This window comes from Neobacillus vireti, from assembly GCF_001026695.1.
GTDB classification, from domain to species: Bacteria; Bacillota; Bacilli; order Bacillales; family Cytobacillaceae; genus Neobacillus; species Neobacillus vireti.
The window spans coordinates 164,034-189,266 of sequence record NZ_LDNB01000006.1; the positions used below are offsets into that span (position 1 = coordinate 164,034).

Here is a 25,233-nt window from a genome sequence, read left to right on the forward strand (position 1 = left end):
TGAATCTAATTACTAAAACCAAGTGTATTGTCTTGAAATATGGTATGTGTTTAATCGTTTGTACCTCAAAGCAAAGCCGACTTAGGCTGAAAACCGGGCGGCTCCGTTCGTGATGCCAGGCACCAGTTTCCTATTTTGCATTGATTTTTTTCTGCGCTTCCTTAGCAAAATCTTTGTACGGCGTAGGAGGAAGCGGATTAAAACTTTCCACCGCGATTGAAGCGATTTGAAGGGCCGTGTCCACGTTTCCCAACTCGAAGTGGCTAAGTGCGATATACGAGTCCTTAACATAAAGTAAGGATAAATCAATGGGATGATGAATATAAGGTGGGATTGAAACATTTTCTAAACAATCAATCGCTTCTTGAAAACGACTAAGACAATACAAAGCTTTTCCCTTTTCAAGACGGAATAAATGGCAGTATATCTCAAGTGTTGTTGGGCTAGCTAAGTACTTGTCACTGATTTCTATTGCATTAACGTATTCCCGCTTCTCTGAAATGAGCGACAGAACATGAAAGAGATCATGCGCAAGGATGGACTGCAGATCATCTGCAAATTCTCCATATTGTTTTAATTTTAATAAATAATGGCTTTTCTCATGTTTGTTGTGAGTCATTTCCGCGTGTACAGCAGCGAGCCTATACAAATCATCAATGCGATAAAAAATTCGGTGCTCTTTGGAAAAATGAATTCCCTCCTCCATCACACGTGCAGCTGCCTCCGAATCACCAACTGCAAAATGCAAAATCGCCTCATGATAGTCAAAGTCCACTCGTGTCATCGGATCGATGTAAGCGTGGTTCGATTCGATCTTTTGCCGTTCACTTACCAGTATCTGAAGTGACTGTGAGTAGTCATGCTCGATAAATTTCACCATTGCCCAAAAGATGCCAATACTTGCCCGCTTTGCTGTCAAATTCATTTGATCGTACATTTTTGCGGCTTTGTTAGAAAGTACCTCCCAGCCTGTAATTTTTTCACGAAAAAGACTGCGGCTATAAATATCCAATAGTCGTGCCGATTCATACCCTTGAGTAAGATTTGGGACGAAGGGTTCAATCAAAAGAATAAGCTGCTTATATTTATCAGTCATTTTTTCAACATCAACATTAAAAAGCTCCTCAGCTTTATCGAGAGTCTCCCGCAATTCATGCATACTAATCTCTTCCAAAAGATCGGTTACCTCGACATCAAGTCGCTTAGCGATGTATGTTAGGCTTTCCATTGAAGGATTGGCCTTATTATTTTCAATCAGGCTGAGCATTCCTTTTGTCAGTTCTTCACCCGCGAGCTCTTCAAGTGTCATCTTTTTCTTTTTCCTTATTTCACGTATTCGTTCACCTAACATTTAATAAGCACATCCCTAAATCAATTAATTAGTTTAATTATATTAAACTTTTCCTTGAAATGGAAGAGGTTCAATGGTATGATTTGTTTAATAAAATTAAACATTTAGGGTGGGGATATTTTTGGATGATCAACAAAAGCTTCGCAAAGCCACGTATCATCTTTGGACATTCACGATTAGTAAACTGATTTCTTCCTTTGGGGCACAAGTCTATGCTTTTGCCATTAGTTTTTATATTTTACAGGCAACCGGGTCAGCGGCCAGTTTTGCCGTGAACTTAATTTGCAATATTTTGCCGCGAACACTCGCGGCACCATTCGCCGGGTACATGGCGGATAAGTATTCAAGAAAAATGATTGTCGTTATAGCACAAATTGCTACAACGATGGCTATAGGGGTATTACTGGTCGTAAGTTTCACATCAGGATTGTCACTCGCGGCGATTTATACCACTTCCTGTATATTGTCCCTTACGTCGATGTTTTCCGGGGTTACGTTTACATCCTCGATTACAGGGCTAGTGGATAAAGAAAGAGTCCAGCGAGCAATGTCATTAAACCAAATGTCTATTTCCTTTGCAGCGATAGCCAGCCCGGCAGTAGGGGGTCTATTGTACGGTGCTGTCTCAATGCCTGTATTCCTCATCATGTATATGTCAGCTTCCATTACTGCTGTCATTCTTGAATCAACGATGAATTTTAAACTGTTTGCAAACAGAAAAAAACACGCCACAGGTGAACCAAAAGAATCTATGTGGCAAAGCATAAAGGCGGGAATTAGTTATTTGAAATTGCAACCGCTGCTAATGGCGATTATCTGGATTTCCCTGTTAATAAATTTCCTCTTTGGTGCGTTTGAGGTCGGTTATTCCTTCATTCTTATTGAAAAATTAAAAATGGTTTCCCAGCATTTTGGTTTTACCCAAGGGGCATTTGCAGTGGGAATGCTACTCTTATCCATCTTTTTCTCCGTAAGAAAAGAAGTGAAATTTCCGTTTCTTGTTTCCAAGCGGGGCATTATTGGGATGGGGTTCATTATGGGGTCAATTGCGGTTCCGCTAATGGTCAAAATGACGTATGGTTGGATTTTTAGTTTTTACGTAATCATGATGTTTACTCTTGGTGCGTTGGTGATTATTGTGAATACGCCAATCCAAGTAATGATGCAGAAACAAATCGACGATGATTACAAAGGCCGTGTTTTTTCGATTCTTGAAACGATGGCAACGGCACTGATGCCGCTTGGTATGGTACTTTACGGTTTTTTGTACGATGTTTTTGCGCCGCAATGGGTTCTACTAATAACAGCTGGGGTATTTTTAGTCGTTATTCTTGTCCTGGCACGGCCTTCCGTTATTAGGGCAGCACATCCGGAGTTAGAGAGAACCCGGTCATTCAACTATTCTTATAAAAAAGGCAGCGCCTAATCGGTGTTGCTTTCTTTGTTTTTTATGTTCAATAATTCGTCACAATTGCCTTCCGAAAGACCCCCCTTTTTCATTCCTATCCTTATCCCAATATAATACATAAACCACTTAACAACAGTGCAATTGTTGTTTTATTCCTGCGTTCTACCTCCTTTTTATTTGCGTCAAATAATGAGTTCTTTTCATAAAAACTCAATTACTAGTGATACAGTTCACTACACTGATAACGATTCCCAATTATCATATGAGTAACAATAACTTTAGGAGGGGTTTCGATGGGAGGTTCAAAGGTTAGCAGAAAAAAGGCCGATAAAGAATCTTATAAAGGGACAATTTTTTCCGTAACAGTGGTTGGGGCAGTTATTCTTGTAACGTATTTCGTGCTATACGGTCTTTATATGGCAAGAGTTTAAGGGGGAAAAGAAGATGCATCGTGAAGAAAAAATATGGCTGACGTTAAGCTTTGGTATGATTATGATCTTTATGTTTATCACTGGTTATCAAGCATTTGCCCAAGGTATGGCACCGCCGAGTAATAAGGAAATCATTGATCCGCAAAAAGTGGATCAACAAGCATCATTTGACAAACCTGGTATCACAAAAATTGGTGACAAAGAATATGAAGTGGTCATGACCTTACAAGTGTTTAGTTTTAATCCAGGTAATATTGAAGTTCCAGCCGGATCAACGGTCCATTTTACACTGACTTCTAAAGATGTTGTCCACGGATTTGAAGTTGCCGGAACAAACCTAAATGCGATGGTACCACCAGGGCATATTCAAAAAATTACCCAGAAATTCGATAAAGCTGGAACGTATTTAGTTCTATGTAATGAATATTGCGGTGCCGGCCACCAAATGATGAGTACAACAATTACGGTTAAATAAAGGTGGGATACAAAATGGCAATACCAAAAACGTTAAAAGAAAAAGCAAATAAAGAGATGGGCATCAGCACGGAGGATGCCAGAATTACGAAAACCTATTTATTTGTCGCCTTTATGGCCTTACTCATTGGTGGGTTGTTAGGCTTACTGCAAGGATTAAACCGGGCAGGCCTGCTGGAATTACCATCATGGCTTAATTATTATCAAGTTCTGACCGCACATGGTTTATTACTGGTTGTTGTGTTAACGGCTTTCTTTACGATTGGTTATTTTTATGCAGGGCTCTCCCATACCTTAGGAGGGCTGCTTCCAAAAGTAAGAAAGATGGCCTGGATTGGTTTTGGGCTGAAAATTGTCGGATTTGTCTTTGCAGTAATCCCTATCTTAATGGGTAACGCATCAGTTATGTATACCTTTTATCCGCCAATGGCCGCTTCACCATGGTTCTATATTGGTTTAGCCTTAATTGTTGTGGGTGTTTGGATGTGTGCATTCGGAGCCTTTATTCAAGTTGCAAATTGGCGAAAAAATAATAAAGGAAAACATGTTCCAATCCTATCATTCTTTGCAACTGGAGTATTTATCCTATTATTCTTCGGTTCTCTGCCTGTGGCAATCGAAGTAATTGTAATGATTATTCCTTGGTCATTCGGTTGGGTAAAGACGATAAACGTAATGGTTGCCCGGACACTATTTTGGGCCTTTGGCCATACATTAGTTAACATTTGGTATTTAACAGCCGTTTCAGCATGGTATGTTATTGTTCCGAAGATTATCGGCGGAAAACGCTGGAGCGATCTATTAACTCGGATTGTTATTATTGCCTTAGTAATTATGAACATTACCGGTGGATTCCACCATCAAATCATTGACCCAGGTATTTCAGAATCCGTTAAATTTATGCACGTGTTTATGAGTTTAGCGATTGGTTTCCCATCATTAATGACAGCATGGGCAATGTTTGCAGTATTTGAACGGACGGCAAGGAAGAATGGCGGAAAAGGAATAGTCGGCTGGTACAAAAAAATGCCTTGGGGCGATGTTCGTTTCCTAGCACCATTTATTGCAATGCTTGCCTTTATCCCTGCAGGAGCAGGCGGTATTGTACAATCCACGAACCAATTAAACCAAGTCGTTCATAACACGATGTGGATTGCTGGACATTTCCACTTAACATTAGGTATGTCAGTGGTCATGACATTCTTTGGAATAAGTTATTGGTTAGTTCCGTATGTATCCAAACGCGTCTTAACACCAGCAATCAATAAATTGGGTGTTATCCAAACGATTATTTGGACAGTTGGTATGGTCATTATGTCAGGAGCCATGCATACGGTCGGATTACTTGGTTCTCCGAGAAGAACCTCTTATACAACCTATGGTGATAACGCGACAGCGTTAGGCTGGAACCCATATTTACTCCTGTTAGCTGTTGGCGGTACCTTGTTAATTATTGGTGTCCTTCTTCAAGTGTACGCTGTTATCAATATGATGTTCTTTGCACCAAAAGGAGAGACAGAATTCCCGATTGCTGAAGAGGAAGAGGGCGCTTCGAAAACTCCATATTGGACAGAGCGCTGGGGCCTATGGATTGTAATAATGCTGATTTTTGTCGGAATGGCTTATGTTATCCCGCTTACAGAATTTATCGTTAACGCACCACCAGGATCACCGCCGTTTAAAACTTGGTGATTTTTTGAAAAATAGATAGCTCGTTGCTTAGAGCTATCTATTTCTACTTAAAGTAAAAATAGATTTGGGAAGTGATCTCCGTGATCAAAAACCGGCATACGGCATTCGCTAGTTTTCTTGTTATCATCTTTGGATGTATATTGTTCTATCTTGGGACAGATGGATTCACTGCTTTTACAGCGGAAACTGCGAGGGTCAATCAACTAATCGACATTAAGCCTAAATTCTCCGATGTCACTTTTGAGGATAGCAAAGGACGAACATACTCAATTTCAGAGTTTAAGGATAAATACGTATTCATTACCTTTCTTTATACATCCTGTACAACGGTTTGCCCTAAATTAGAAATGAACATGTCCAAAGTGTATGATTTGCTGCCAAACAAGTATATCGGCAAAGATATTGTTTTTTTAAGCATAAGCTTTGATGCAAAAAGAGACGACCCGGCTACATTGGAAAAATATCGCGGCTATTTCAATAGTGATGGCGAAACCTGGCGGATGGCAAGGATTTCGAACCAAGCTGAGTTGGATTCATTGTTAAATGCATTTGGAGTGATTGTTATTCCTGATGAAAATGGGAACTTTGCACATAACTCAGCCTTTTACTTAGTGGACAAACAAGGCACGCTCATCGATGTCATGGACTATAAAAAGATTGATGAAGCAGGTCAGAAACTTGTCAGCATTCTTAAAAAGGATGGGGGGAGTAAACAATGAACCAATTCTTTTCCGGCTTCCTGCTGGTTATTTTCTTAGCACTCCCTCCCGTTGCCCATTTATTGGAATCGATTATGATTGTCCACATGCATATGCAAATGCCGCTGCTGGTTATTGCGGGGTTCTTAATGGCTCGTCTTTTTCAACTGCGCTTTCCACGTTTTTTTGAAAAATGGAATGGTAATGGTATCCCGGGAATTCTATTATTTCTCATCATCATCGTTTTTTGGACGATTCCACGATCAATGGATGAAGCCTTAAACTTCCAAAGTATGGAGATATTTAAATTTTTCAGTTTGTCGATTTTAGCAGGAATACCGCTTCGTGACAGCTGGAAAAAACTTAGTTCGTTTGGGAAAAACGCTGTTATCATTATTTTTACAATTAAGTATTTTGGGATGGGATTGTTATATATTAAAGCACCTGTGCAATTATGCAACAATTACCTCATTATGGATCAATTAACGCTCGGCTGGGGATTTTTAACGACAGCAATCTGCCTGGTTATCTATTTGTTGTACGTCACCTTTACGGATCCAACTAAATATCAATAAACTAAAAGAACTCCCAATCAATCGACTGGGCTTACCTACTTTATGGTTACCTTTACAGATGAATATGGTCAGTTTTTATAAAAATATAACTCCATAATTGATGAGTGCGGGTGAGCCGGCGCTCTTTTTTTCGTCCGTTGGTGTATAGTTGAAAAAATGTCACCGCTTACATATTGTTTTATTTGGAATTAGTGGTATGATTAAGTTGTGCAGTTTAATATTGATCACATGTTACTGATACGATCAGGCATGGTGGTAAAATGAATGGATGCTAAATCCGTTTATTTGTACCTCCATGCCTTTTTTGTTGTATTTTAGCATCTTTGGGAAACATAATCAAAAAACAAAGGAGTAATTGTTATGCGCTTTAATTTTTTCAAAAAAGAACCAGTGGATTTTTACACACCAGTCAGCGGCAAAATCATTACGCTCGAGGAGGTTCCCGATCCTGTTTTCAGTCAAAAGATGATGGGAGATGGGCTGGCTGTAGTTCCATCAGCCGGAGATATTGTTTCTCCAGTAAAGGGGACCGTTATTCTTGTGGCGGCTACTAAGCATGCAGTTGGTCTCCGTGCCGACGACGGTACAGAAATTCTGATTCATGTTGGCTTGGAAACCGTTGCTTTGGATGGTAAGGGCTTCAATGTTGCTGTAAAAGACGGGGACAAAGTTTCAGCCGGACAGCTACTAATAGAGGTTGACTGGGAATATATTAGTACAAACGCCAAAAGCACGGTCACGCCGGTTGTGATTACCAACAGTGAAGAAGGCAAAAAGCACTATGCTTTCACCGAGGAAAAGGAAGGTACTGCCGGCAAGACGGTTTTATTCACTGCTTCGGCAAAATAATCTGCTAAAAAGTGAAGGGCTGCTTTCGACTGGCAGCACTTCACTTTTAAAAAAATTTGCCTTAAGGAGGTGATTGAAAAAAATAGTAAGATTGACACAAGGCTGCTATACGTCATATTTTTGCTGAAATCATTTATTTTCATTGGTCGTATTTTTAGATGTTTAGTAGTTTAATTAAAATTAATTGGAGGTAATAAGATGAAGAAGTATTTTCAAAGACTTGGGCGCTCGTTGATGCTGCCCGTAGCCGTATTACCGGCTGCCGCCATTTTGATGGGTATTGGTTATTGGATTGACCCTTCAGGCTGGGGAGCTGATAGTCCAGTAGCATCATTCTTAATTAAAGCCGGCGGTTCCATCATTGACAATATTCCGATTCTCTTTGCTGTCGGTGTTGCACTTGGAATGGCAAAAGAACGGGACGGCTCCGCCGCACTTAGTGGATTGGTTGCCTTCTTAGTTGTAACCACTTTGCTTTCAAAGGATTCAGTTGCGATGCTGCAAGGAATTGATGTAGCAAAGGTTGACCCTGCTTTTGGCAAAATTGGAAATGCCTTTGTTGGTATTCTCTCAGGTATTGTTGCATCAATGATGTACAACCGCTTTAGTCAGGTAAAGTTACCAGATTTCTTGGCCTTCTTTAGCGGCAAACGCTTAGTGCCAATAATGACAGCGGTTTCGATGATTGTTGCTTCTGTCGTATTGTTCTTTGTATGGCCTGCCATTTTTACCGGTTTAGTTTCTTTCGGTACAGGAATGAGTAAGTTAGGGGCTTTCGGTGCCGGCCTTTATGGCTTCTTCAACCGACTATTAATCCCGACCGGACTGCATCACGCCTTGAACTCTGTGTTCTGGTTTGATGTTGCCGGAATTGATGATATTAAGAACTTCTGGGCAAGTAAAGGGGAAAAAGGTGTTACCGGAATGTATCAAGCTGGCTTCTTCCCTGTTATGATGTTTGGCTTGCCAGCGGCTGCATTAGCAATGATTCATACGGCAAAAACGAGGAAGAAAAAACAAGTGGCTTCGTTAATGCTAGCTGCTGGATTCGCTTCCTTCTTTACTGGGGTAACAGAACCAATTGAATTTGCATTTATGTTTGTTGCTCCAATGCTTTATCTTGTTCATGCTGTGTTAACAGGTCTTTCTTTAGCAATTGCTGCCATGTTCCACTGGACAGCAGGTTTTGGTTTTAGTGCTGGATTTATCGACTGGTTTTTAAGTTTGAAAATTCCAATTGCAAACCAGCCATATATGTTAATTGTTCAAGGTTTGGTCTTTGCCGTAATTTACTACTTCTTATTCCGCTTCATCATTACAAAATTCAACCTAATGACTCCGGGTCGTGAGGAAGATGATGAAGATGATGAAGTGTCTCTTGCTAAAGGCGATAGTAAATTTGCTGTAATGGCAGCGCAAATTTACGAAGGCTTAGGCGGCGATGCGAACGTGACTGCAGTTGACAATTGTGTCACACGTCTAAGAATGGAAGTAAAAGACATGAAAGCCGTCGACCAAAAGAAAATTAAGGCGACAGGTGTACCTGGGATTAATATCGTTGGACCGGAAAGCATTCAAGTTATTGTCGGAACAAACGTACAATTTGTTGCTGATGAAATTATGAAAATCCGGAAGAAAAGATAAAAGGTGATTGATAAAAAACGCTTGGACTCGAATTGGGTCCAAGCGTTTTTTAACGCTTTCGCAATCTTTCGATATGAAGGGTTAAATATCCAAGTTCATGGTCTGGCAGAAGCATGCCGTGATTTTTCAATAGAACGTTAGCGACTTTCCTTGCACAATTGTAGGCCGCAGGGAATTTATTGGTGATCATTTTCAGCATCTCGTCATCGATTGTGTTCGGCTCAGGACTGCTGATGCGAGAAATGGCAAAACGAAGATGAGTTATTAAGCGCTGGTAGGAAAGGTCATCATCGTCAATTTCAAGGTTTAAGGAATCCTTAATTGTCTCAACCATGCTCCCAATGATGGCAGTTTGCCTTAGTGTGTGCTTCATATCTCCGCCTTGCAGGTTAGCGGTGTGCAGATGAAGTGCGATAAAGGCCGCTTCATCAGCCGGCATTTTAATGTTGGTCTTTTTTTCGATATGCTGGATTGCCCACATGCCGATATCAAATTCTCTTTTATAGAGGATTTTTATTTCGTGTAAAAGCTTATTTTTCAACTTAATTCCATCCCGTACACGTTCAATGGCGAATGACAAGTGATCGGTAAGGGCGATGTGAATATGGTCGTTTAATTTGGCTCCAAGGGATTCTTCAGCGTGAGTGATAATTTCTTCTGAGAGGGCAAAATGTTCTTCGGGTATTTGGAGAAGCAGCTTCTGAAATTTCTCATTTTCTTTCATAACAAATAGTTTCTCAACCTTACTCGGGTTAATAATATCATTTTTCCTCTTTTGATAGGCAATTCCTGCGCCAATGGCAATCTTTTCTTGATTATTATCGGAAACCACCACGGCATTGTTATTGAGAATTTTTTTTATTTTCACATGAAAACATCTCCTTCTTTTCTGGAGCGATTAAGAAATTGATTGGGAATGATTCTACCTTTACACAGTCATTCCTCTATATTTATAGACTTTCGACATTATACCACTTTTTCCTTCTTTCTTGCCCGATAGTCAGGAAAAATCGTCTGCAGTCTCTATAAAAATGTCTTTTTTTCAAAAAATGGTTTAATCTTAATGAAGCTGTGTTAGAAATTTACTTAAATAGGTGTAAGCGATGAAAGAACATTCTTATGATAAATTATTGAACATTAAAACGAGGGGGGACCTGCATGGGGGTCCTTCCAGCCAGTCGTTGCATTATCATCCTTATGAACCGACACCATATAGTGCGCTTGAGGAATTATTTCGTCATTATCAAGTGAAATGCAGTGATCGGGTGGTTGATTTTGGGTGCGGGAAAGGGCGGTTAAATTTTTATATCCATTATTTCTTTCATGCTTCGGTGACCGGGGTGGAAATGAATGAGACCCTTTATAAGGCTGCCGTCGAAAATCTCGGGAGTTATGTGAGGAGAACGAAAAGCAGCCGAGATTCCATTCAGTTTTATTGCTGCTTGGCGGAAGAATTTGAGATTGGGGCAGACGATAATCGCTTCTATTTCTTTAATCCGTTTTCGATTCAAGTGTTTAGGAAGATTGTAAATAATATTTTGTTGTCAGTGGAGAATGATGAGCGGGATGTTGAACTGGTGTTATATTATCCATCAGCGGATTATATTTATTTTCTGGAAAACCAGACGTCGTTTGAATTAAAACAGGAAATCATCTTGCCTCATTTAATTGAACATAATCCTAATGAAAGATTTTTAGTGTATCGGCTTATATAGGTGTCAGGCACCACTCGTGGACATTTGTCCTCCTGGGGTGGACACTTTGAGTTTGGGGTGTCAGAAACGACATTAACTGCACTGCTATAAGGAGGGGGCTATGGATTTCGATAAACGGATTGATACGCTGGATTATTTGCGGGGATTTGCGTTGATGGGTATTATTTTAGTGAATATTATCCCGATGCTGTCTATGCCGCTGCCTGTGCCCCACACGATAAATGCGTCTTACTGGAGGTTTCTATATTTATTTGTGGAAGGGCGCTTTTATACGATTTTTACCTTTTTGTTTGGGGTTGGGTTTTATTTGTTTATCACCCGGGCGGAGGCGAAAGGACGGAATGGATACGTTTTATTCCTAAGACGGATGATCGCCTTATTTATCATCGGATATGTCCATGTCCAATACCTTCCGGGTGAAGCGCTAACCATTTATGCTGTTTGCGGCATCTTAATTATGCCATTTTACAAAGCTAATAAAATGGTCAATCTAATCTTTGGCATTGCGATGTTAATTGTTTTGGGTATCTTTTCTTTCAAACTCTTTATGGTTCTTCCGCTTATGCTATTAGGAATTGCCGCAGGGCAATTTCATGTGTTCGAGCAACTGGCTAAAAGCCGTAATCAAATTGCGATTTTTACGAGTATCATGTTGGTGTTAAGCATCATCGGCGTAATCTATCAGTATCAATATGCTCCGGTTGTTTTCGGCGATGGAGCTGATGCGAACTTCCAGAAGACCAAGCGCTTTTTAAACATCGGAATTACCATCGGTCCGCTGGTCTCGGCTTTTTATGCGGGGCTTCTGATTTGGCTCTTACAATTAACACTTATCCAGAAATTATTATCACCGTTAAAAAGCTATGGACGAATGGCATTAACAAACTATGTTTCACAAACTGCATTCGTTTTACTCGCGGGGAAGGTCCTGCATTTATTCAACACTATTACCTACATCCAATCGCTATTTTTATGTTTAGCCATTTTGGGGGTTCAGCTAATTTTTAGCCAAGTATGGCTGCAATTCTTTCGCTTCGGGCCACTAGAATGGATTTGGAGAATAGTAACCTATTTTGAAATACCGCCACTAAGGAAGTAAACAAATTAATAAGCCATTTACTGATATTACAGCAACCAGTTTATAAGAAGGAAAAAAAATAATCCACCCTTGTTTGGCTGATAAAGGATGGATTGTTTTTTGCTTTGACCATGTTCAGTTTTTTTTCATTAAACTAAGCGGATTGGAAGTCTATTTTTTTATTTTTACATCATGTTCCTTTGCCAGTTTATACAGCTTGTTTTTGTAATCAAGAAGAAGTTTTTCGGCGTCAGCCAACATATCGTTGGCCTCTTCAATTAGAGCAGAGTCCTGATCTTCTATCGCCTGCTTAACTTTTTCAAGGGCTTTCAACTGGATGTCAGCCCCCTTAATAAAAATCTCATGGATTGCCTTTACCTCATCCGTTTTGATGGAAACCGAGTTAAGCTCACTAATTAATTTTGTATAATTCGGAATGACCTCTTTCGTTAAACCATCGTACATCGTTTGATCATCCTTAAAGTTTGCCCCCGATATCCCCTCATAGGCAGAGACAGCAGCCGCTTCCAATTTCACAGCCTGTTTCATTTCTTTGTTCACATAGTTAAGTAAGTCGTCCTTCACTGGGTCGCCGCCAAAGCATCCTGCCAATAAAAAAATCATCGAAAAAACAAAAACTGCTAACGCTTTTTTCACTCCCCTCACCTCCTATTGCCCAATTTATGAGGCGCTGGAAGTCCAATATGTGCTGGAAAAATAATAATTTCGTTAAAGCATGGAAAAGGGACTCGTCCCCTAAATGAGATCAGTCCCTTGCTTAATAAATTCAATCAGCTAGTAAACTTTTTGTTATATTCCGAATCAGTCTTGGCAGGATTCCGAAGCTATAGGGCATGTAGACGCGCTCGGTCCAATTGTGCCCGTTTTTTCCATAAACACCGATATTAATAGAAGGAATGCTCAATTCCTTCATCGCCTCGAGCGGTAAAGGAAATAACTGATCCATAGCAGGAAAGTTATTTTTTAAAGAAATCATTTCCGCTTCAGCCCCATTAAAGGTCATAAAACTTCCATCAGATAAAAAAGGGAAGTATTTCTTTAATTGAAATCGTTCGTTTACGAGTAATGCTTCCTTTTCCAATTCCGCCTTAACCTTCGAATATATCCGGTTGTCCTCCTCCATATAGTTTGAAGGCAGGAAAGGCGGTGCAAAAAATACAATCACGCGCGGCTTTTTCTCCGGATCAAGGTTTTGCAAGGCTTCAACGATATAGAATGCCAGCATCCGATCATCCTGGTCTTTTCGGTTATACATTTTGTAGGTTTCCTGAATTGTCTCCTCTGGATGTAAATTCAATTTGTTCAGATAATGAATATAATCCTCTAAACTAGTAACCTCGATCGTCCAATCAAGCTGTTTAGCTGGGAGAGCGTTTACATGGCAGAATTGCAGATAAGTACTTTTCTGTCTTTCAGCCTGTTCCGTACAGATTTGCTTCGTTATTCCGAGCAGCTCGTTGATTATCTGCTTTGGAGATTTTTCGTAAACAAAGTAATTAAAATATAGCTTACAGCTTATGGCTGTCTGCACATCATAGCTTTTTTTATCATCCCTTAGAAATAAACAACTCGGAGGCAGGATCAGTTCTCCTTCAATTTTTTCGACAAGCTGAAGGTTTTGGGCAATTTTCAGATTAAGGGCAGAGGCTATAATAGTTGGATCGATGGTGGAAACACTCTCACCGACATGTGCCTCTCTGCCGAAAATATAAAAACACGGGAGCAGCTTTCCGGCCACACCTGTATAAATATATTTATTTTCGTCCCCTTCATATAAATTCGTAATGAAATCGTCATTGATCGCAGCCGTTAATTCCAAGGAGTGTTCATCTCTTAATCTTTTTAACTCGGTTAGTGCACTGCGCATCCCCGCGTGCTGGCTTTCTTCGTCGGGATTAAACATCACCAGCAAATTCCCGTTTAATTCTTCGGGATGTCTTGAAAAATAAAGGAGGTTGACGAGATGAACAGCAATGCCGCTTTGCATATCAAGCGATCCTCTGCCAAACAGCCACTCACCTGACAAGGCATCCTGTTGGACCTCCTGATCAGCGCTATAGCCTGCAAAATAGGCTTGGAGTGCATCTGGATCATGGGAGATAGCCTGCAAAGAGCCAAAATCTTCTGTTCCCACTGTATCGATATGAGCATGAAAAATAATCGTTTTTTTCGACTCGTTTGCCGCTTTGACAAAGGCAAAGACATTTTTGCGCTGGTGCTCGTCGTGTTCAATCGATTTTGTCCAAGCATGCTCGCGATTTTGTTGGAAATATGGAAACGAGTGAATCACATCCAATAAATACTGCGCCTTCAGATTTTCCCCATTCGTCCCGTTATAGCTTTTAAGCTTGATCAGTTCCTTCGTCAAATACTCTGCCTGCTGTGCCGCTTCTAAAAATTGAAGGTTTGAAAACATACGGTTTCTCCTTATAACCAAATTTATCCACTTAAGTATAAGGGGAAAGTTGGAAGGTAGGCAACCACTATTCTGATTGTGGAACAAGAAAAGGTTACGCATCATTTTTAGCCTTTAAAAGGTGTAACATTTTATTGATGGTGCCGCTTTTTATTTGAATTTCTCTCCCTCTTACAATTGATAGAAATTCTCAATTACCTGTTGACGTAAAATTTCTCAATGGTATAATCAAGTTAATAAGCAAATGATAATGATTTTCAATTTCATCTATAATGCTGGGAAAATAGAAATATTGGAGACAGTCATGAAGAAACGATATTTACTAGTTGTGTTACTTATATTATCAGGGATTTCCTTGTTTGTAGGGGTTAGCAATCTATCACCATTGGACCTATTAGACCTTCAATCAGAGGAAACGCAAATATTCTTAATCAGCCGCATACCGCGTCTTGTTGCGATATTACTGGCCGGGGCGGGAATGAGTATTGCTGGTTTGATTATGCAGCAGCTCAGCCGGAACAAATTCGTCTCTCCAACAACGGCAGGAACCTTGGATGCTACTCGGCTTGGAATCCTTGTGGCAATGTTGTTGTTTGCAAACGCATCGATGCTTGAGAAAATGGTGGTTGCATTCCTGTTTGCACTTGGCGGTACATTTTTATTTATGCAGATTCTTAACCGGATTAAGTTTAAAGATGCGATTTTTATTCCGCTGGTCGGGCTGATGTTTGGAAATATTTTGTCCTCTGTGACAACCTTTTTCGCTTATCGTGCTGATGTCATTCAAAATATGTCGGCATGGCTGCAGGGTGATTTTTCAATGATTATGAAAGGTCGCTATGAACTGCTATACATAAGTATCCCAATCTTAATAATGGCCTATTTATATGCCAACCGCTTTACCGTGGCAGGAATGGGCGAGGATTTTTCGAAAAACTTGGGTCTTGGCTATCGCCGGGTTGTGAATATAGGACTGATATTGGTCGCCTTGATTACGGCAACAGTTGTATTAACTGTGGGAATTATCCCATTTCTTGGCTTAATCATTCCGAATATCATCTCGATCTTCAAAGGGGACCATTTACAAAAAACATTACCTCATACTGCCTTGGCAGGAGCCATCTTTTTGCTGGTTTGTGATATTTTGGGGCGTGTTATCATTTACCCTTATGAGATTTCGATCAGTCTCATGGTGGGAGTTATAGGCAGTGGGATTTTCTTAATCCTTCTTTTTAGGAGGAAAGCATATGCGTAATTCGATGAAAATGGCCAGTCTCGCCTTGATCGCGGCGGGTTGCTGTGCCCTGTACTTATTTCATGATTTAAATGGCAGTTTTGATTATGCGCTGCCGAGAAGAGCAATAAAAGTGATGGCAATGGTGATAACAGGTTTTACCATCGCGTATGCCACCGTTGTTTTTCAGACGATTACCCATAACCGAATTTTAACCCCGAGCATTATGGGGCTGGATTCTCTTTACCTGTTATTACAAACATTGATTATATTCTTCCTCGGTTCCGGTCACATGATCATTGTCAATAAGCAAGTGAATTTTCTTCTTTCTTCGGCCGTGATGGTTGTATTTGCTCTATTGTTATATCGGTTTTTATTTAAAAAAGGCGGGCAGTCGATTTATTTCTTATTGCTGGTTGGGATTATCGTTGGAACCTTTTTCTCAAGTATTTCGACGTTTTTCCAAGTGCTGATTGATCCAAATGAGTTTCAGATTGTCCAAGACCGGATGTTTGCTAGTTTTAATAATATTAATGGTGATTTAGTGTGGCTGGCCCTTGTCATCATTGGGCTTGTGACGATTTATGCTTGGCGTTATTTAAAATATCTTGATGTGTTATCGCTTGGCAGGGAGATGGCGATTAATCTAGGGGTTCCCTATGATGCGATTGTGAAAAAAATGCTGGTAATTGTGGCGATTTTCATTTCGATTTCGACGGCATTAGTTGGCCCGATTACTTTTTTTGGTTTAATTGTTGCCAACCTGTCGTACCAATTTTTTAAAACACACAAACACAGGGTACTCATTAGCGGTTCCGTTGTCATGAGTATAATCGCTCTTGTCGGTGGGCAATGGGTGGTCGAACGGGTCTTTACGTTTTCGACGACCTTGAGCGTCATCATTAACTTTATCGGTGGTGTCTATTTCATCTACTTATTATTGAAGGAGAGGAAGACTGGATGATTCAAGTGAGAGCATTATCGAAGTTTTACGGGAAAAAGCCGGTTGTCGAAGAGGTTTCGGTGGATATTCAACCTGGTAAAATTACTTCCTTTATTGGCCCGAATGGTGCAGGGAAATCAACACTGTTGTCGATGGTCAGCCGGCTGCTTGATGCTGATACGGGCGAAGTGCTTGTCGATAACGCGGATGTCCGCAAGATGAAGTCACAGGAATTTGCTAAAAGGGTTTCAATTCTAAAGCAGTCGAATTACATGAATGTCCGCCTGACGATTCGCGAGCTTGTTTCCTTTGGGCGCTTTCCCTACTCAAAGGGGCGGTTAACGGCGGAAGATGAACGGATTGTCGAGCAATCGCTCGAATATATGCACCTAACCGAAATGCAGGACAGCTTTTTGGATGAGTTATCTGGCGGTCAGCGCCAGCGGGCCTTTATCGCGATGGTGATTGCCCAAGATACCGACTACATTTTGCTGGATGAACCGCTGAATAATTTGGATATGAAGCACTCTGTTCAAATTATGAAAATATTACGCCGGTTAGTGGATGAGTTGGGGAAAACCGTCGTCATCGTCTTGCATGATATTAACTTTGCTTCTGTTTATTCGGACCGAATTGTCGCGATGAAGGATGGCAAGGTCGTGAAGGACGGACCGACAGAGGAGATTATTCAGTCGGAGGCGTTAAGCGAGATTTACGATATGGAAATACCGATTCAAGAAATGAATAACTGCAGAATCTGTGTTTATTTTAATTCATAAAAAGAAAGTGGGATTGATGATGAGAAAGTGGAGTTTACTAGGATTGATTTTTAGCGTGATTTTCGTATTAGCTGCCTGTGGGGGTGCTTCAAAAGAGGCAGACCAGTCGAAAACGACTTCAGCGGATACAAAGGAAACAGCAGAGAAAATGACTATTAAGCATAAATATGGTGAGGCAGTAGTTGGGAAAAAACCTCAGAAAGTGGTTGTGTTTGATTTTGGTATCTTGGATACCCTAGATGAGTTAGGTATCGATGTCACTGGTGTCCCACAAGCAACGGTTCCAGCCTATTTGAAAAAATATGCCGATAAAAAATATACGAATGTCGGCAGCTTAAAAGAGCCGGATTTTGAAGCAGTTCATGCATTGAAACCAGATGTTATTTTTATCTCGACACGTCAAGCGGAATTATATGATCAATTTGCAGAGATTGCACCAACGGTATATGTGGACATTGATTATACAAACTATATGGACTCTTTTGAGAAAAATATGAAGCTAGTGGGAGAAATTTTTGGAAAAGAAGACAAGGTGGCCGGTGAATTAGAAGACATTAAAGCGTCCGTTGAAAAGGTAAATAAAAAGGCCACTGGACTAGACCAAAAAGGACTTATTTTGTTGGCGAACGAAGGAAAAGTGAGTGCCTATGGACCAAGCTCCCGCTTTGGAATCATTCATGATGTATTTGGATTTGGCGCTGCCGATAAGAAAATTGAAGTCTCTACTCATGGTCAAAGCGTAACGTTTGAATACATTATGGAGAAAAATCCAGACGTATTATTTGTCATTGACCGCGCAACAGCTGTAGGAGGAGAAGTCGGCGCAAAAGAAATCATTGAAAATGAACTAGTAAAGAAAACGGCAGCTTATAAAAATGATAAGATCGTCTACCTAGACGCAGACGCTTGGTACCTAAGCGGCGGCGGCTTAAAATCCATGAAAATAATGGCCAAAGAAATAGAATCCGCTATATAAATGAAGGAAAGGGTGTCAGGCACTATGTGAAAATTTCACATGGTGCCTGACACCCTTATTTTGTGTAACGGTTTGCATAGCTTGAGGCGACGAAGGCGTTTGGTTTGATTTTTGGTTCGACTCCCATGGATTCAATCCTTGTTACCATTTCTTTGACAAATTCTCTTGTTTTGTTGCGTTTCCCTGCACCGATATCGATATGGCCCTCCATTGTGAAGGTTGCACCTTGATAAAGATGGGGAAGAACAATATTGATCAGTTCACTTTTTCTTTCCTCTGTGAACAAAGAAACGACCTCTTCTGTTAATGACAGTTCAAGGGAGATGCGATCATGTAAATGTGTCATTTTTCTTGGGATAATCACTTTTCGAATGCAAGCCCACACACCTTTCCCTTCATTTTGGATCACGATTCCAGTGATAAAGGTAGTCTGGGATTTATGAACCTGTGAATCCGTTCCGACCATTAAGCGGAAGTTTCCTCGAGGATCTATGTTCATGAACTCGACAATCCGTGTAAAAACCTGATCAAACGACATTCTATTCTCTTGAAGATTCTGAAATGAATGATGATAAGCCTGGGATTTTTTCATTTTTAAGCACCATATCTTTCCCTTCTTGTTGAAGAATTTCCTATTGGCTCTTACCACATTTTATGGAAAGGGGATATTTAGCGTGCAGCCATAGTAAAATGAGTTCCTTGGTTTATACATTTTTGTTGTTTTTATCCGTAAAAACAATTAAATGCCTATCATTCTTTCTGCTAGTCCAACATTTAATAAAGAAAGGAATTTATTATTGATTAGGATGGATGAAAATGGCAAAGAGAAATCGGGGAAAGACCATCAGTCACCTGCCGGAAAATGGACGGGGGACATGTCCAATATGTGAAAGAACAAGAATAAAACTGCTCTATCCATACAAAACAGAAACAAACCAAACCATCAAAGTCTGCAAAAACTGCCGTCCGAAAGAAAAATAGGGTGTTATTCAATGGGGTGTCAGGCACCGTCCGTGGACATTTGTCCGTGTGGGGTGGACACTTCCGTTTAACGAAAAAAAGGATTGAGCTATAAGTAGTGCTCAATCCTTTCTTTTTGTTTTTACCGGTGTTTATGATTTTTTTGAAACTCTGATAACGTTGAAAACGCTGGCTGCTAAACCGCCCCATATAATAACAATTCCTACGACCATCATGGTAATTGCGCTTCCTGACATGCTAGGCGACCCCCTCTTTCTCTTCTACATTGGCATTGGCTTTCCATCCCTTAAGGGAAAGGAGGAGAGCAACTAGGATAACACCTGCGGCAACAACTACTCCAGCGAACAATATCAGGCTCGTTGGGTAACCCTCGTAATTTTTCGCAAGGTTCTGACGGATGTTATCAAACATCATGTATCCAAGAACAAGTGGTGTAAGGATTGCGAGGCAGAATTTCCACCAAGCACCAGTGCGCAAGTCTGAAATTTCGTTAGCATGCTTTTGTAAACCAGTTAATCCTTTAAAGAACCATGCCATCAAGATGATTTCCACTAATCCCGCAAGAGCAACACCGAAGTTATTGATGAAATAATCGACAATATCAAGCAAACGCAATCCGCCGTTTGTGGCAAACAGCAATGAAATGACAGCGGCAGTTAAACCGCTAGCTAAAACTGCTTTTGTCCGCGAGACATTAAACTTATCCTGAACACCGGCGACAAAGGTTTCTACAATCGAAATCAGCGATGTCATTCCAGCAAAAACAAGTGAAAGGAAGAATAGTATTCCGAATAGTCCATTCCATCCAGGAAATTCATTAATAATGCTTGGGAAGACAACGAACGCAAGGCCGATTCCGCTGCTAACCACTTGATCAATTGGTACCCCCTGCTGTTTAGCCATAAACCCTAAAGCGGCAAATACTCCGATACCAGCAAGTAATTCAAATCCAGAGTTGGCAAAACCGGTAATGAAGGCATTATTATTGATATCCGATTTTTTTGGTAGATAGCTAGAATAAGTAAGCATAATGGCAAATCCAATGGATAATGAGAAGAAGATTTGTCCGTATGCGGCAACCCATACTTTTCCGTCAAGCATTTTATCCCAGTTGGGCTTAAAGAAGGCGTTTAGTCCTTCAGCAGCACCGTCAAGTGTAACCGCACGTATAACGATGATTAAGAACATGATGACAAGAGTTGGGATAAAAATCTTATTTAGTCTTTCGATTCCTTTTGATACACCCCTGTATAGAACGAAAAGCGTAACAGCCCAAACAAAAAGTAATGGAATAACTACGCCTGGAACTAAACTGCCGATATCTCCAGGAGTTTCAGATAATTTTAAAACTTTTCCATATAAAAATTGATCAGGTTTTGCCCCCCACTGGGTACCAACCGAATAGATTGTGTATTTAACGGCCCATGCAATAATCACTGCGTAATAGGTACAAATAACAAACGAGATTAATACTTGCCACCAGCCAAGCCATTCCGCTTTTTTGCTAATCCGGAAGAAGGAAAGTGGTGCTGAACCTCGGTATTTGTGACCAATCGTGAATTCCAAAATTAAAATCGGGATCCCCGCGGTTAAAAGTGCAAATAAATAGGGAAAGTAAAAGGCACCTCCGCCATTCTCATAAGCAACGGCGGGGAATCGCCATATATTCCCTAATCCAACTGCGGACCCCACTGCTGCCATGATAAAACCGTATCTAGAGCCCCACTGCTGACGATTCTCCATAAATGTCCCTCCTAAACAGGATATCTTTTTATAAGATTCAGATAATTTTATTATTATCCTAATATATAGTTATTGGTGATAGATGTCAAACTCTTTAGAATAATTTGTTTAATTGTAATTTTTGCCAAAGGATAAATCCTGTAGGTTAGCATTAAAGCGGTGGGAAAATGGTTGGTTATCACGTTAGGGTATCTCATTTTTTTTAATTAAAGGCTTTGTTAAAAGTGAATGTTGATTTCCGTTCCAGGCGCTTCGCTTTCCGCGGGGCGGGCGGTGAGCCTCCTCGGCGCTAAAGCGCCTGCGAGGTCTCACCTGTCCCGCTGCTCCCGCAGGAGTCTCGCGCCTTCCACTCCAATCAACATTGTGTTCATAATCAACAATGTTCTTTAACACAGCCTAATTAAAAAAATTAATTGTTAACCAAAATTAATTATAGGTTGACAATACTACCTCTAACCATTTATTTTAAATTTATGACATTTTATTTTGGGATAGGAGATTGAAAAGAATGAAGTTAAGGGCACTTGATATAACACTAGTTGGTATGTTCGTGGCACTTATGGCGATTGGGGCTAACATCACGACAATCGCTCCGTTTTTGCGTGTTGGCGGAGTACCGATCACCCTGCAAACATTTTTCGCTATTTTAGCAGGGTTAATTTTGGGGAGTCGTTTGGGAGCCATTGCGATGCTTGTTTATATGTTAGTAGGCATGGTGGGGGCGCCGGTCTTTGCAGATTTTTATGGTGGTCTCTCTATCATTATTAGACCTACCTTCGGCTTTATCGTTTCATATATTTTTGTTGCATTTATCATTGGAAGAGTGGTGGAAAGGAAAAAAACTGTGGCGGCTTTTATCATTGCAGCTGTAATCGGCATGGCCGTCAATTACCTCTTAGGAACAAACTGGATGTACTTTGCCTATAAAATCTGGGCTGCGGCACCATCTGGCTTTACATACAAAATGGCATGGCTCTGGATGGTTCCCCCGTTGCCAAAGGATTTAATCCTAGCCATATTTGCAGGAATGATGGCCCACCGGCTAGAAAAAACCGTCCTATCAAAAGGCCAATTCAAACAATTAAAACGCGTTTCCTAGATAGTTTCCTAAATAGTGTCAGGCACGTGGAAAAGAAAGTGTCCACTGGAGACGGACAAATGTCTTTTTATGGTGCCTGACACCAAAATCAGACTGTGTCCACTGGAGGCGGACAAATGTCTTTTTGTGGTGCCTGACACCCAATAGTGACACCCAATAATGACACCCGATCAACGCAAACAAAAAAAGCGGCATAACCATAAATTTCTGGTTATACCACTTTCTTGTTTAGGAGGCCGTTGAGGGCGGATACTTGGTTTTTTCCGAGCTGTTTGGATTGGAGCAATAGTTCGTCGGCTTGGATATAGGCTTTTTCCATTGAGGTGTGATCATTCACTTTGTAGAAATAGAGCCCGAACGATGCTGTGTAGGAAATAGTCCTTATTTCCCCGTTATACTCTACTTGTACGGAATTATTTGCAATCCCGCCAAGCATCCTGTTGATCAAATCTACGGCCTGGGTATAGTTTCTGTTTCTAAGACAAAGCGTAAATTCTTCACCGCCGCTTCTGAAAAGATAATCCTCTTGACTTAGATAGCTTTTTAACGTGGAGGCAAAATGCTGGATTACTTTATCTCCCACGGCATGATTGTAGTTATCGTTAATTCCTTTAAATTTATCGATGTCGGCGACGACAATACCGATATCCTCCCCGGTTTGATTTAACTCGGCCATCTTTTTATCCATGAAGGTGCGATTGAAGACGCCTGTCAAAAAGTCCGTATAGGCCATTTGTTCAAATTGGTCCCGCTCCAGCTTATTTTGTATACTTTGAGATTTAGAGTAGAACGAGAGGTTAACAATATAATTTAAGATAAATAGGCTGATAATCATTTCCCATTTTCCGTCTTTAAGAAAAAGAAATAATAGACCGTTCGTGATTGCCACTTTCCCATAGTCTAGTAAACTTATGTCTCTAAAAATAAAATCGATGCCCTCTTTAAATGATTTTTGTTCTCCTAAAGTAACAAATAAAATCAACATGATCGCACCTGACAAATAGGAAGAAAGACAAACTAATCCAAATAACAGAATCCAATAGCCAAAGGGAAAGGATTGAAAACTTGAATAAAAGTGCTGGAATAAAAAATAAGCAATCGAGTGTGTAATAACAAAGGAGCCAATGTTGTAAAAAGTATCGAAAAACTCATTTGGATCAGCCATCTTTGCCCATTTTCGATAAAAATAAACGGTAAATCGATAAAGGGTTTCAAAGATAAACAAGCCAAATGGACCGGCAAATAAAATAAGGGATAAATCATAGCTTATTCCATATTCAATATTGGTATTGCCGTTTTTAAAGAAAACCCGTAGGCGAAAGTATAGACTGGAGAAAAACCAGAAGACAATTAAAGCCATAATAAAGCTGGTGTTGTCTGCCAAAATATTAGATGAGAAAAAAACTATGGCCACGGAAGTAAAAAATAACGATAATTCGTAAATCCTAGTTTTCAACATAACATTCCATTCACTTCCTAGTATCATAAATTCTATCTTAATCAATATCGAATTTAAAAAGATTGTCATAATGGGCCTGTCTATATTCCTATTGTACAAAATTTCCTGAAGATAACGAACTACTTTTTACAAAATTATTGGTTTCTTGAAAAATTATTAGTAAAATTCAGAAAACTAAAGACATTTAGTCCCGTATAGCAGATATAATGTTTTATAATTATCACATAGCGATAAAGTGAAGTTTGGTTGTTTTGATAAAAATAAGATTCTACTTCCTAGTTCACTGGTGTATGCACCTGATTTTCCAATCTGATAGATGAAGGGATGATTGTTAATAATGGAGGGGTCTTTACTCGATGCTTCAGAAGCCTATGCAAAATTACTAGATGAAAAAGCGAAATTAACAAAGTTTCGCGAAGAATTTTACCTTCAAAAGGATCATTATTATATGGATGGAAATTCATTAGGCCTATTATCCAAACGTGCAGAGGAAACGCTGTTAACTTCCCTTGAAGACTGGAAGAGGTATGGAATTGATGGCTGGATGGTCGGGAAGCAGCCTTGGTTTTCCCTATCTGAAAAAGTGGCAGGGATGCTTGCACCTTTAGTTGGTGCCAAGGAAGAAGAAGTGATTGCGACGGGCTCTATTACCGTCAATATCCACCAGTTAATAGCAACCTTTTATAAGCCTGAAGGAAAAAGAAAGAAAATTTTAGCAGACGAGTTAACTTTTCCGTCGGATATTTACGCCCTTCAAAGTCAGTTAAGGATAAAGAACCTTGACCCTGTTGAAGATCTCATTTGCGTGAAAAGCAGGGATGGGCGAACCCTCAACGAGGAAGACATTATAGCCGCAATGACGGATGAAGTGGCTGTCATTTTGCTTCCATCAGTGCTCTATCGCAGCGGCCAGCTCCTTGATATGGAGATCTTGACGCATGAAGCCCATAAGCGCGGAATCATCATTGGTTTTGATCTTGCCCATTCCATTGGGGCGATGCCTCATGAACTGCATGATTGGGGAGTGGACTTTGCGGTGTGGTGCAATTATAAATATTTGAATGGCGGCCCAGGCAGTGTCGGGGGACTTTTCGTTCATGAAAAGCAGCTTGAGGCATTTCACGGACCGGGTCTGGGGGGCTGGTTTGGTTCGAAAAAGGAGAAACAATTTGATATGGAGCATGTCCACACGCCTGCCGAAACAGCAGGTGCCTTCCAAATTGGTACACCACATATATTAAGCTTAGCACCGATTTTGGGATCGTTAGAAATTTTTCAGGAAGCAGGAATCGAAAATATTCGCAGTAAATCTTTAAGTTTGACCCGGTATATGATGGAGCTGATTGACTGTGAGCTGCGGGGTATGGGGTTTTCCATCACCAATCCAGGGGATGACCGCTATAGAGGCGGGCATGTCAGCCTTGAACATCATGATGCAGCGCGCATCTGCAAGGCGTTAAAAGAAAACAAGGTAACACCGGATTTTCGTGCGCCCAACGTCATCCGTTTAGCCCCGATTGCCCTTTATACCAGCTATCATGACATTTGGAAAACGGTGCAAATTCTAAAAACCATCATGATCGAAGAACAATACAAAAAATTCAGCAACGAACGGGAAGTTGTCGCATAAAGAAGTTGTGTCATCCAAGGTTTATAGATGATTTCTA

General features: G+C 40.4%; 25 protein-coding genes. 17 read left to right on the top strand and 8 right to left on the bottom strand.

Going from position 1 to position 25,233, the window contains the following annotated elements; genetic code table 11:
* Nucleotides 1–130: 130 nt before the first annotated feature.
* Nucleotides 131–1,351, bottom strand: coding sequence for a helix-turn-helix domain-containing protein (locus AA980_RS07005; RefSeq protein WP_024026409.1), 1,221 nt, complete (start codon nt 1,349–1,351; stop codon nt 131–133).
* Between the two features lie 121 nt (nt 1,352–1,472).
* Between AA980_RS07005 and AA980_RS07010 the strand changes: the two genes are divergently transcribed.
* The 8 genes from AA980_RS07010 to nagE all read left to right on the top strand — a co-directional run bounded on the left by AA980_RS07010 (nt 1,473) and on the right by nagE (nt 9,122).
* The gene (locus tag AA980_RS07010) at nt 1,473–2,777 is read left to right on the top strand and encodes an MFS transporter (RefSeq protein WP_024026410.1); all 1,305 of its coding nucleotides are present in this window, start codon (nt 1,473–1,475) and stop codon (nt 2,775–2,777) included.
* A 275-nt stretch (nt 2,778–3,052) separates the two neighbouring features.
* The gene (locus tag AA980_RS27160; protein WP_156351148.1) at nt 3,053–3,190 is read left to right on the top strand and encodes a hypothetical protein; all 138 of its coding nucleotides are present in this window, start codon (nt 3,053–3,055) and stop codon (nt 3,188–3,190) included.
* Nucleotides 3,191–3,203: 13 nt separating this feature from the next.
* Complete coding sequence (locus AA980_RS07015) at nt 3,204–3,665, top strand: cytochrome c oxidase subunit II (protein ID WP_024026411.1); 462 nt, start codon at nt 3,204–3,206, stop codon at nt 3,663–3,665.
* Nucleotides 3,666–3,679: 14 nt separating this feature from the next.
* The gene (locus tag AA980_RS07020) at nt 3,680–5,356 is read left to right on the top strand and encodes a cbb3-type cytochrome c oxidase subunit I (RefSeq protein WP_024026412.1); all 1,677 of its coding nucleotides are present in this window, start codon (nt 3,680–3,682) and stop codon (nt 5,354–5,356) included.
* An 80-nt stretch (nt 5,357–5,436) separates the two neighbouring features.
* Nucleotides 5,437–6,075, top strand: coding sequence for an SCO family protein (locus AA980_RS07025; protein ID WP_024026413.1), 639 nt, complete (start codon nt 5,437–5,439; stop codon nt 6,073–6,075).
* Entirely contained in the window at nt 6,072–6,629 is a 558-nt protein-coding gene (locus AA980_RS07030) for a hypothetical protein (protein WP_024026414.1), read from the top strand. The genes AA980_RS07025 and AA980_RS07030 overlap by 4 nt, the downstream gene beginning before the upstream one ends.
* A gap of 360 nt (nt 6,630–6,989) precedes the next feature.
* On the top strand, nt 6,990–7,478 hold the full coding sequence (locus AA980_RS07035) for a PTS sugar transporter subunit IIA (RefSeq protein WP_024026415.1): 489 nt from the start codon (nt 6,990–6,992) through the stop codon (nt 7,476–7,478).
* A gap of 198 nt (nt 7,479–7,676) precedes the next feature.
* A complete protein-coding gene (gene nagE / locus AA980_RS07040; RefSeq protein WP_024026416.1) occupies nt 7,677–9,122 on the top strand; it encodes an N-acetylglucosamine-specific PTS transporter subunit IIBC in 1,446 nt (481 codons plus the stop codon).
* Between the two features lie 49 nt (nt 9,123–9,171).
* Here the strand turns inward: nagE and AA980_RS07045 are convergent, their stop codons facing one another.
* Entirely contained in the window at nt 9,172–9,990 is an 819-nt protein-coding gene (locus AA980_RS07045; RefSeq protein WP_024026417.1) for a PRD domain-containing protein, read from the bottom strand.
* 235 nt (nt 9,991–10,225) lie between these two features.
* On the opposite strand from AA980_RS07045, the gene AA980_RS07050 reads away from it, so the two are divergent.
* On the top strand, nt 10,226–10,837 hold the full coding sequence (locus tag AA980_RS07050; RefSeq protein ID WP_024026418.1) for a methyltransferase: 612 nt from the start codon (nt 10,226–10,228) through the stop codon (nt 10,835–10,837).
* A 100-nt stretch (nt 10,838–10,937) separates the two neighbouring features.
* Nucleotides 10,938–11,936, top strand: a complete 999-nt coding sequence (locus AA980_RS07055) for a DUF418 domain-containing protein (RefSeq protein WP_024026419.1) — start codon at nt 10,938–10,940, stop codon at nt 11,934–11,936.
* A 150-nt stretch (nt 11,937–12,086) separates the two neighbouring features.
* Here the strand turns inward: AA980_RS07055 and AA980_RS07060 are convergent, their stop codons facing one another.
* Nucleotides 12,087–12,572, bottom strand: coding sequence for a lipoprotein (locus AA980_RS07060; RefSeq protein WP_024026420.1), 486 nt, complete (start codon nt 12,570–12,572; stop codon nt 12,087–12,089).
* Nucleotides 12,573–12,702: 130 nt separating this feature from the next.
* On the bottom strand, nt 12,703–14,352 hold the full coding sequence (locus AA980_RS07065) for a M20/M25/M40 family metallo-hydrolase (RefSeq protein WP_024026421.1): 1,650 nt from the start codon (nt 14,350–14,352) through the stop codon (nt 12,703–12,705).
* A gap of 304 nt (nt 14,353–14,656) precedes the next feature.
* Here AA980_RS07065 and AA980_RS07070 point away from each other — a divergent pair, with 304 nt between their 5' ends.
* The 4 genes from AA980_RS07070 to AA980_RS07085 are packed head-to-tail and all read left to right on the top strand — an operon-like array spanning nt 14,657 to nt 18,284.
* Nucleotides 14,657–15,607 carry an ABC transporter permease gene (locus AA980_RS07070; protein WP_024026422.1) on the top strand — a complete coding sequence of 317 codons (951 nt, stop codon included), beginning with the start codon at nt 14,657–14,659 and terminating at the stop codon, nt 15,605–15,607.
* Nucleotides 15,600–16,550 carry an iron chelate uptake ABC transporter family permease subunit gene (locus AA980_RS07075; protein WP_024026423.1) on the top strand — a complete coding sequence of 317 codons (951 nt, stop codon included), beginning with the start codon at nt 15,600–15,602 and terminating at the stop codon, nt 16,548–16,550. The genes AA980_RS07070 and AA980_RS07075 overlap by 8 nt, the downstream gene beginning before the upstream one ends.
* Nucleotides 16,547–17,308: an iron ABC transporter ATP-binding protein gene (locus tag AA980_RS07080; protein WP_024026424.1), complete on the top strand. Its 762-nt coding sequence runs from the start codon at nt 16,547–16,549 to the stop codon at nt 17,306–17,308. Before AA980_RS07075 ends, AA980_RS07080 begins: the two co-directional genes overlap by 4 nt.
* Before the next feature lie 19 nt (nt 17,309–17,327).
* A complete protein-coding gene (locus AA980_RS07085; protein ID WP_034723050.1) occupies nt 17,328–18,284 on the top strand; it encodes a siderophore ABC transporter substrate-binding protein in 957 nt (318 codons plus the stop codon).
* A 55-nt stretch (nt 18,285–18,339) separates the two neighbouring features.
* On the opposite strand, the gene AA980_RS07090 is transcribed toward AA980_RS07085, so the two are convergent.
* Nucleotides 18,340–18,876, bottom strand: a complete 537-nt coding sequence (locus AA980_RS07090; protein WP_024026426.1) for a ribonuclease H-like YkuK family protein — start codon at nt 18,874–18,876, stop codon at nt 18,340–18,342.
* A 224-nt stretch (nt 18,877–19,100) separates the two neighbouring features.
* Here AA980_RS07090 and AA980_RS27475 point away from each other — a divergent pair, with 224 nt between their 5' ends.
* Nucleotides 19,101–19,265 (top strand): hypothetical protein, encoded by a 165-nt coding sequence (locus AA980_RS27475; protein WP_024026427.1) that lies wholly within the window; start codon nt 19,101–19,103, stop codon nt 19,263–19,265.
* Between the two features lie 131 nt (nt 19,266–19,396).
* Here AA980_RS27475 and AA980_RS26200 read toward each other — a convergent pair whose 3' ends face one another.
* On the bottom strand, nt 19,397–19,501 hold the full coding sequence (locus AA980_RS26200) for a methionine/alanine import family NSS transporter small subunit (protein ID WP_082195658.1): 105 nt from the start codon (nt 19,499–19,501) through the stop codon (nt 19,397–19,399).
* Nucleotide 19,502: 1 nt separating this feature from the next.
* On the bottom strand, nt 19,503–21,008 hold the full coding sequence (locus AA980_RS07095) for a sodium-dependent transporter (protein WP_024026428.1): 1,506 nt from the start codon (nt 21,006–21,008) through the stop codon (nt 19,503–19,505).
* A 508-nt stretch (nt 21,009–21,516) separates the two neighbouring features.
* On the opposite strand from AA980_RS07095, the gene AA980_RS07100 reads away from it, so the two are divergent.
* Nucleotides 21,517–22,107: a biotin transporter BioY gene (locus tag AA980_RS07100; RefSeq protein ID WP_024031061.1), complete on the top strand. Its 591-nt coding sequence runs from the start codon at nt 21,517–21,519 to the stop codon at nt 22,105–22,107.
* 211 nt (nt 22,108–22,318) lie between these two features.
* Here the strand turns inward: AA980_RS07100 and AA980_RS07105 are convergent, their stop codons facing one another.
* Nucleotides 22,319–23,566, bottom strand: a complete 1,248-nt coding sequence (locus AA980_RS07105; protein WP_024031062.1) for a GGDEF domain-containing protein — start codon at nt 23,564–23,566, stop codon at nt 22,319–22,321.
* Between the two features lie 337 nt (nt 23,567–23,903).
* Here AA980_RS07105 and kynU point away from each other — a divergent pair, with 337 nt between their 5' ends.
* The gene (kynU, locus tag AA980_RS07110; RefSeq protein ID WP_024031063.1) at nt 23,904–25,196 is read left to right on the top strand and encodes a kynureninase; all 1,293 of its coding nucleotides are present in this window, start codon (nt 23,904–23,906) and stop codon (nt 25,194–25,196) included.
* Nucleotides 25,197–25,233 lie beyond the last annotated feature (37 nt).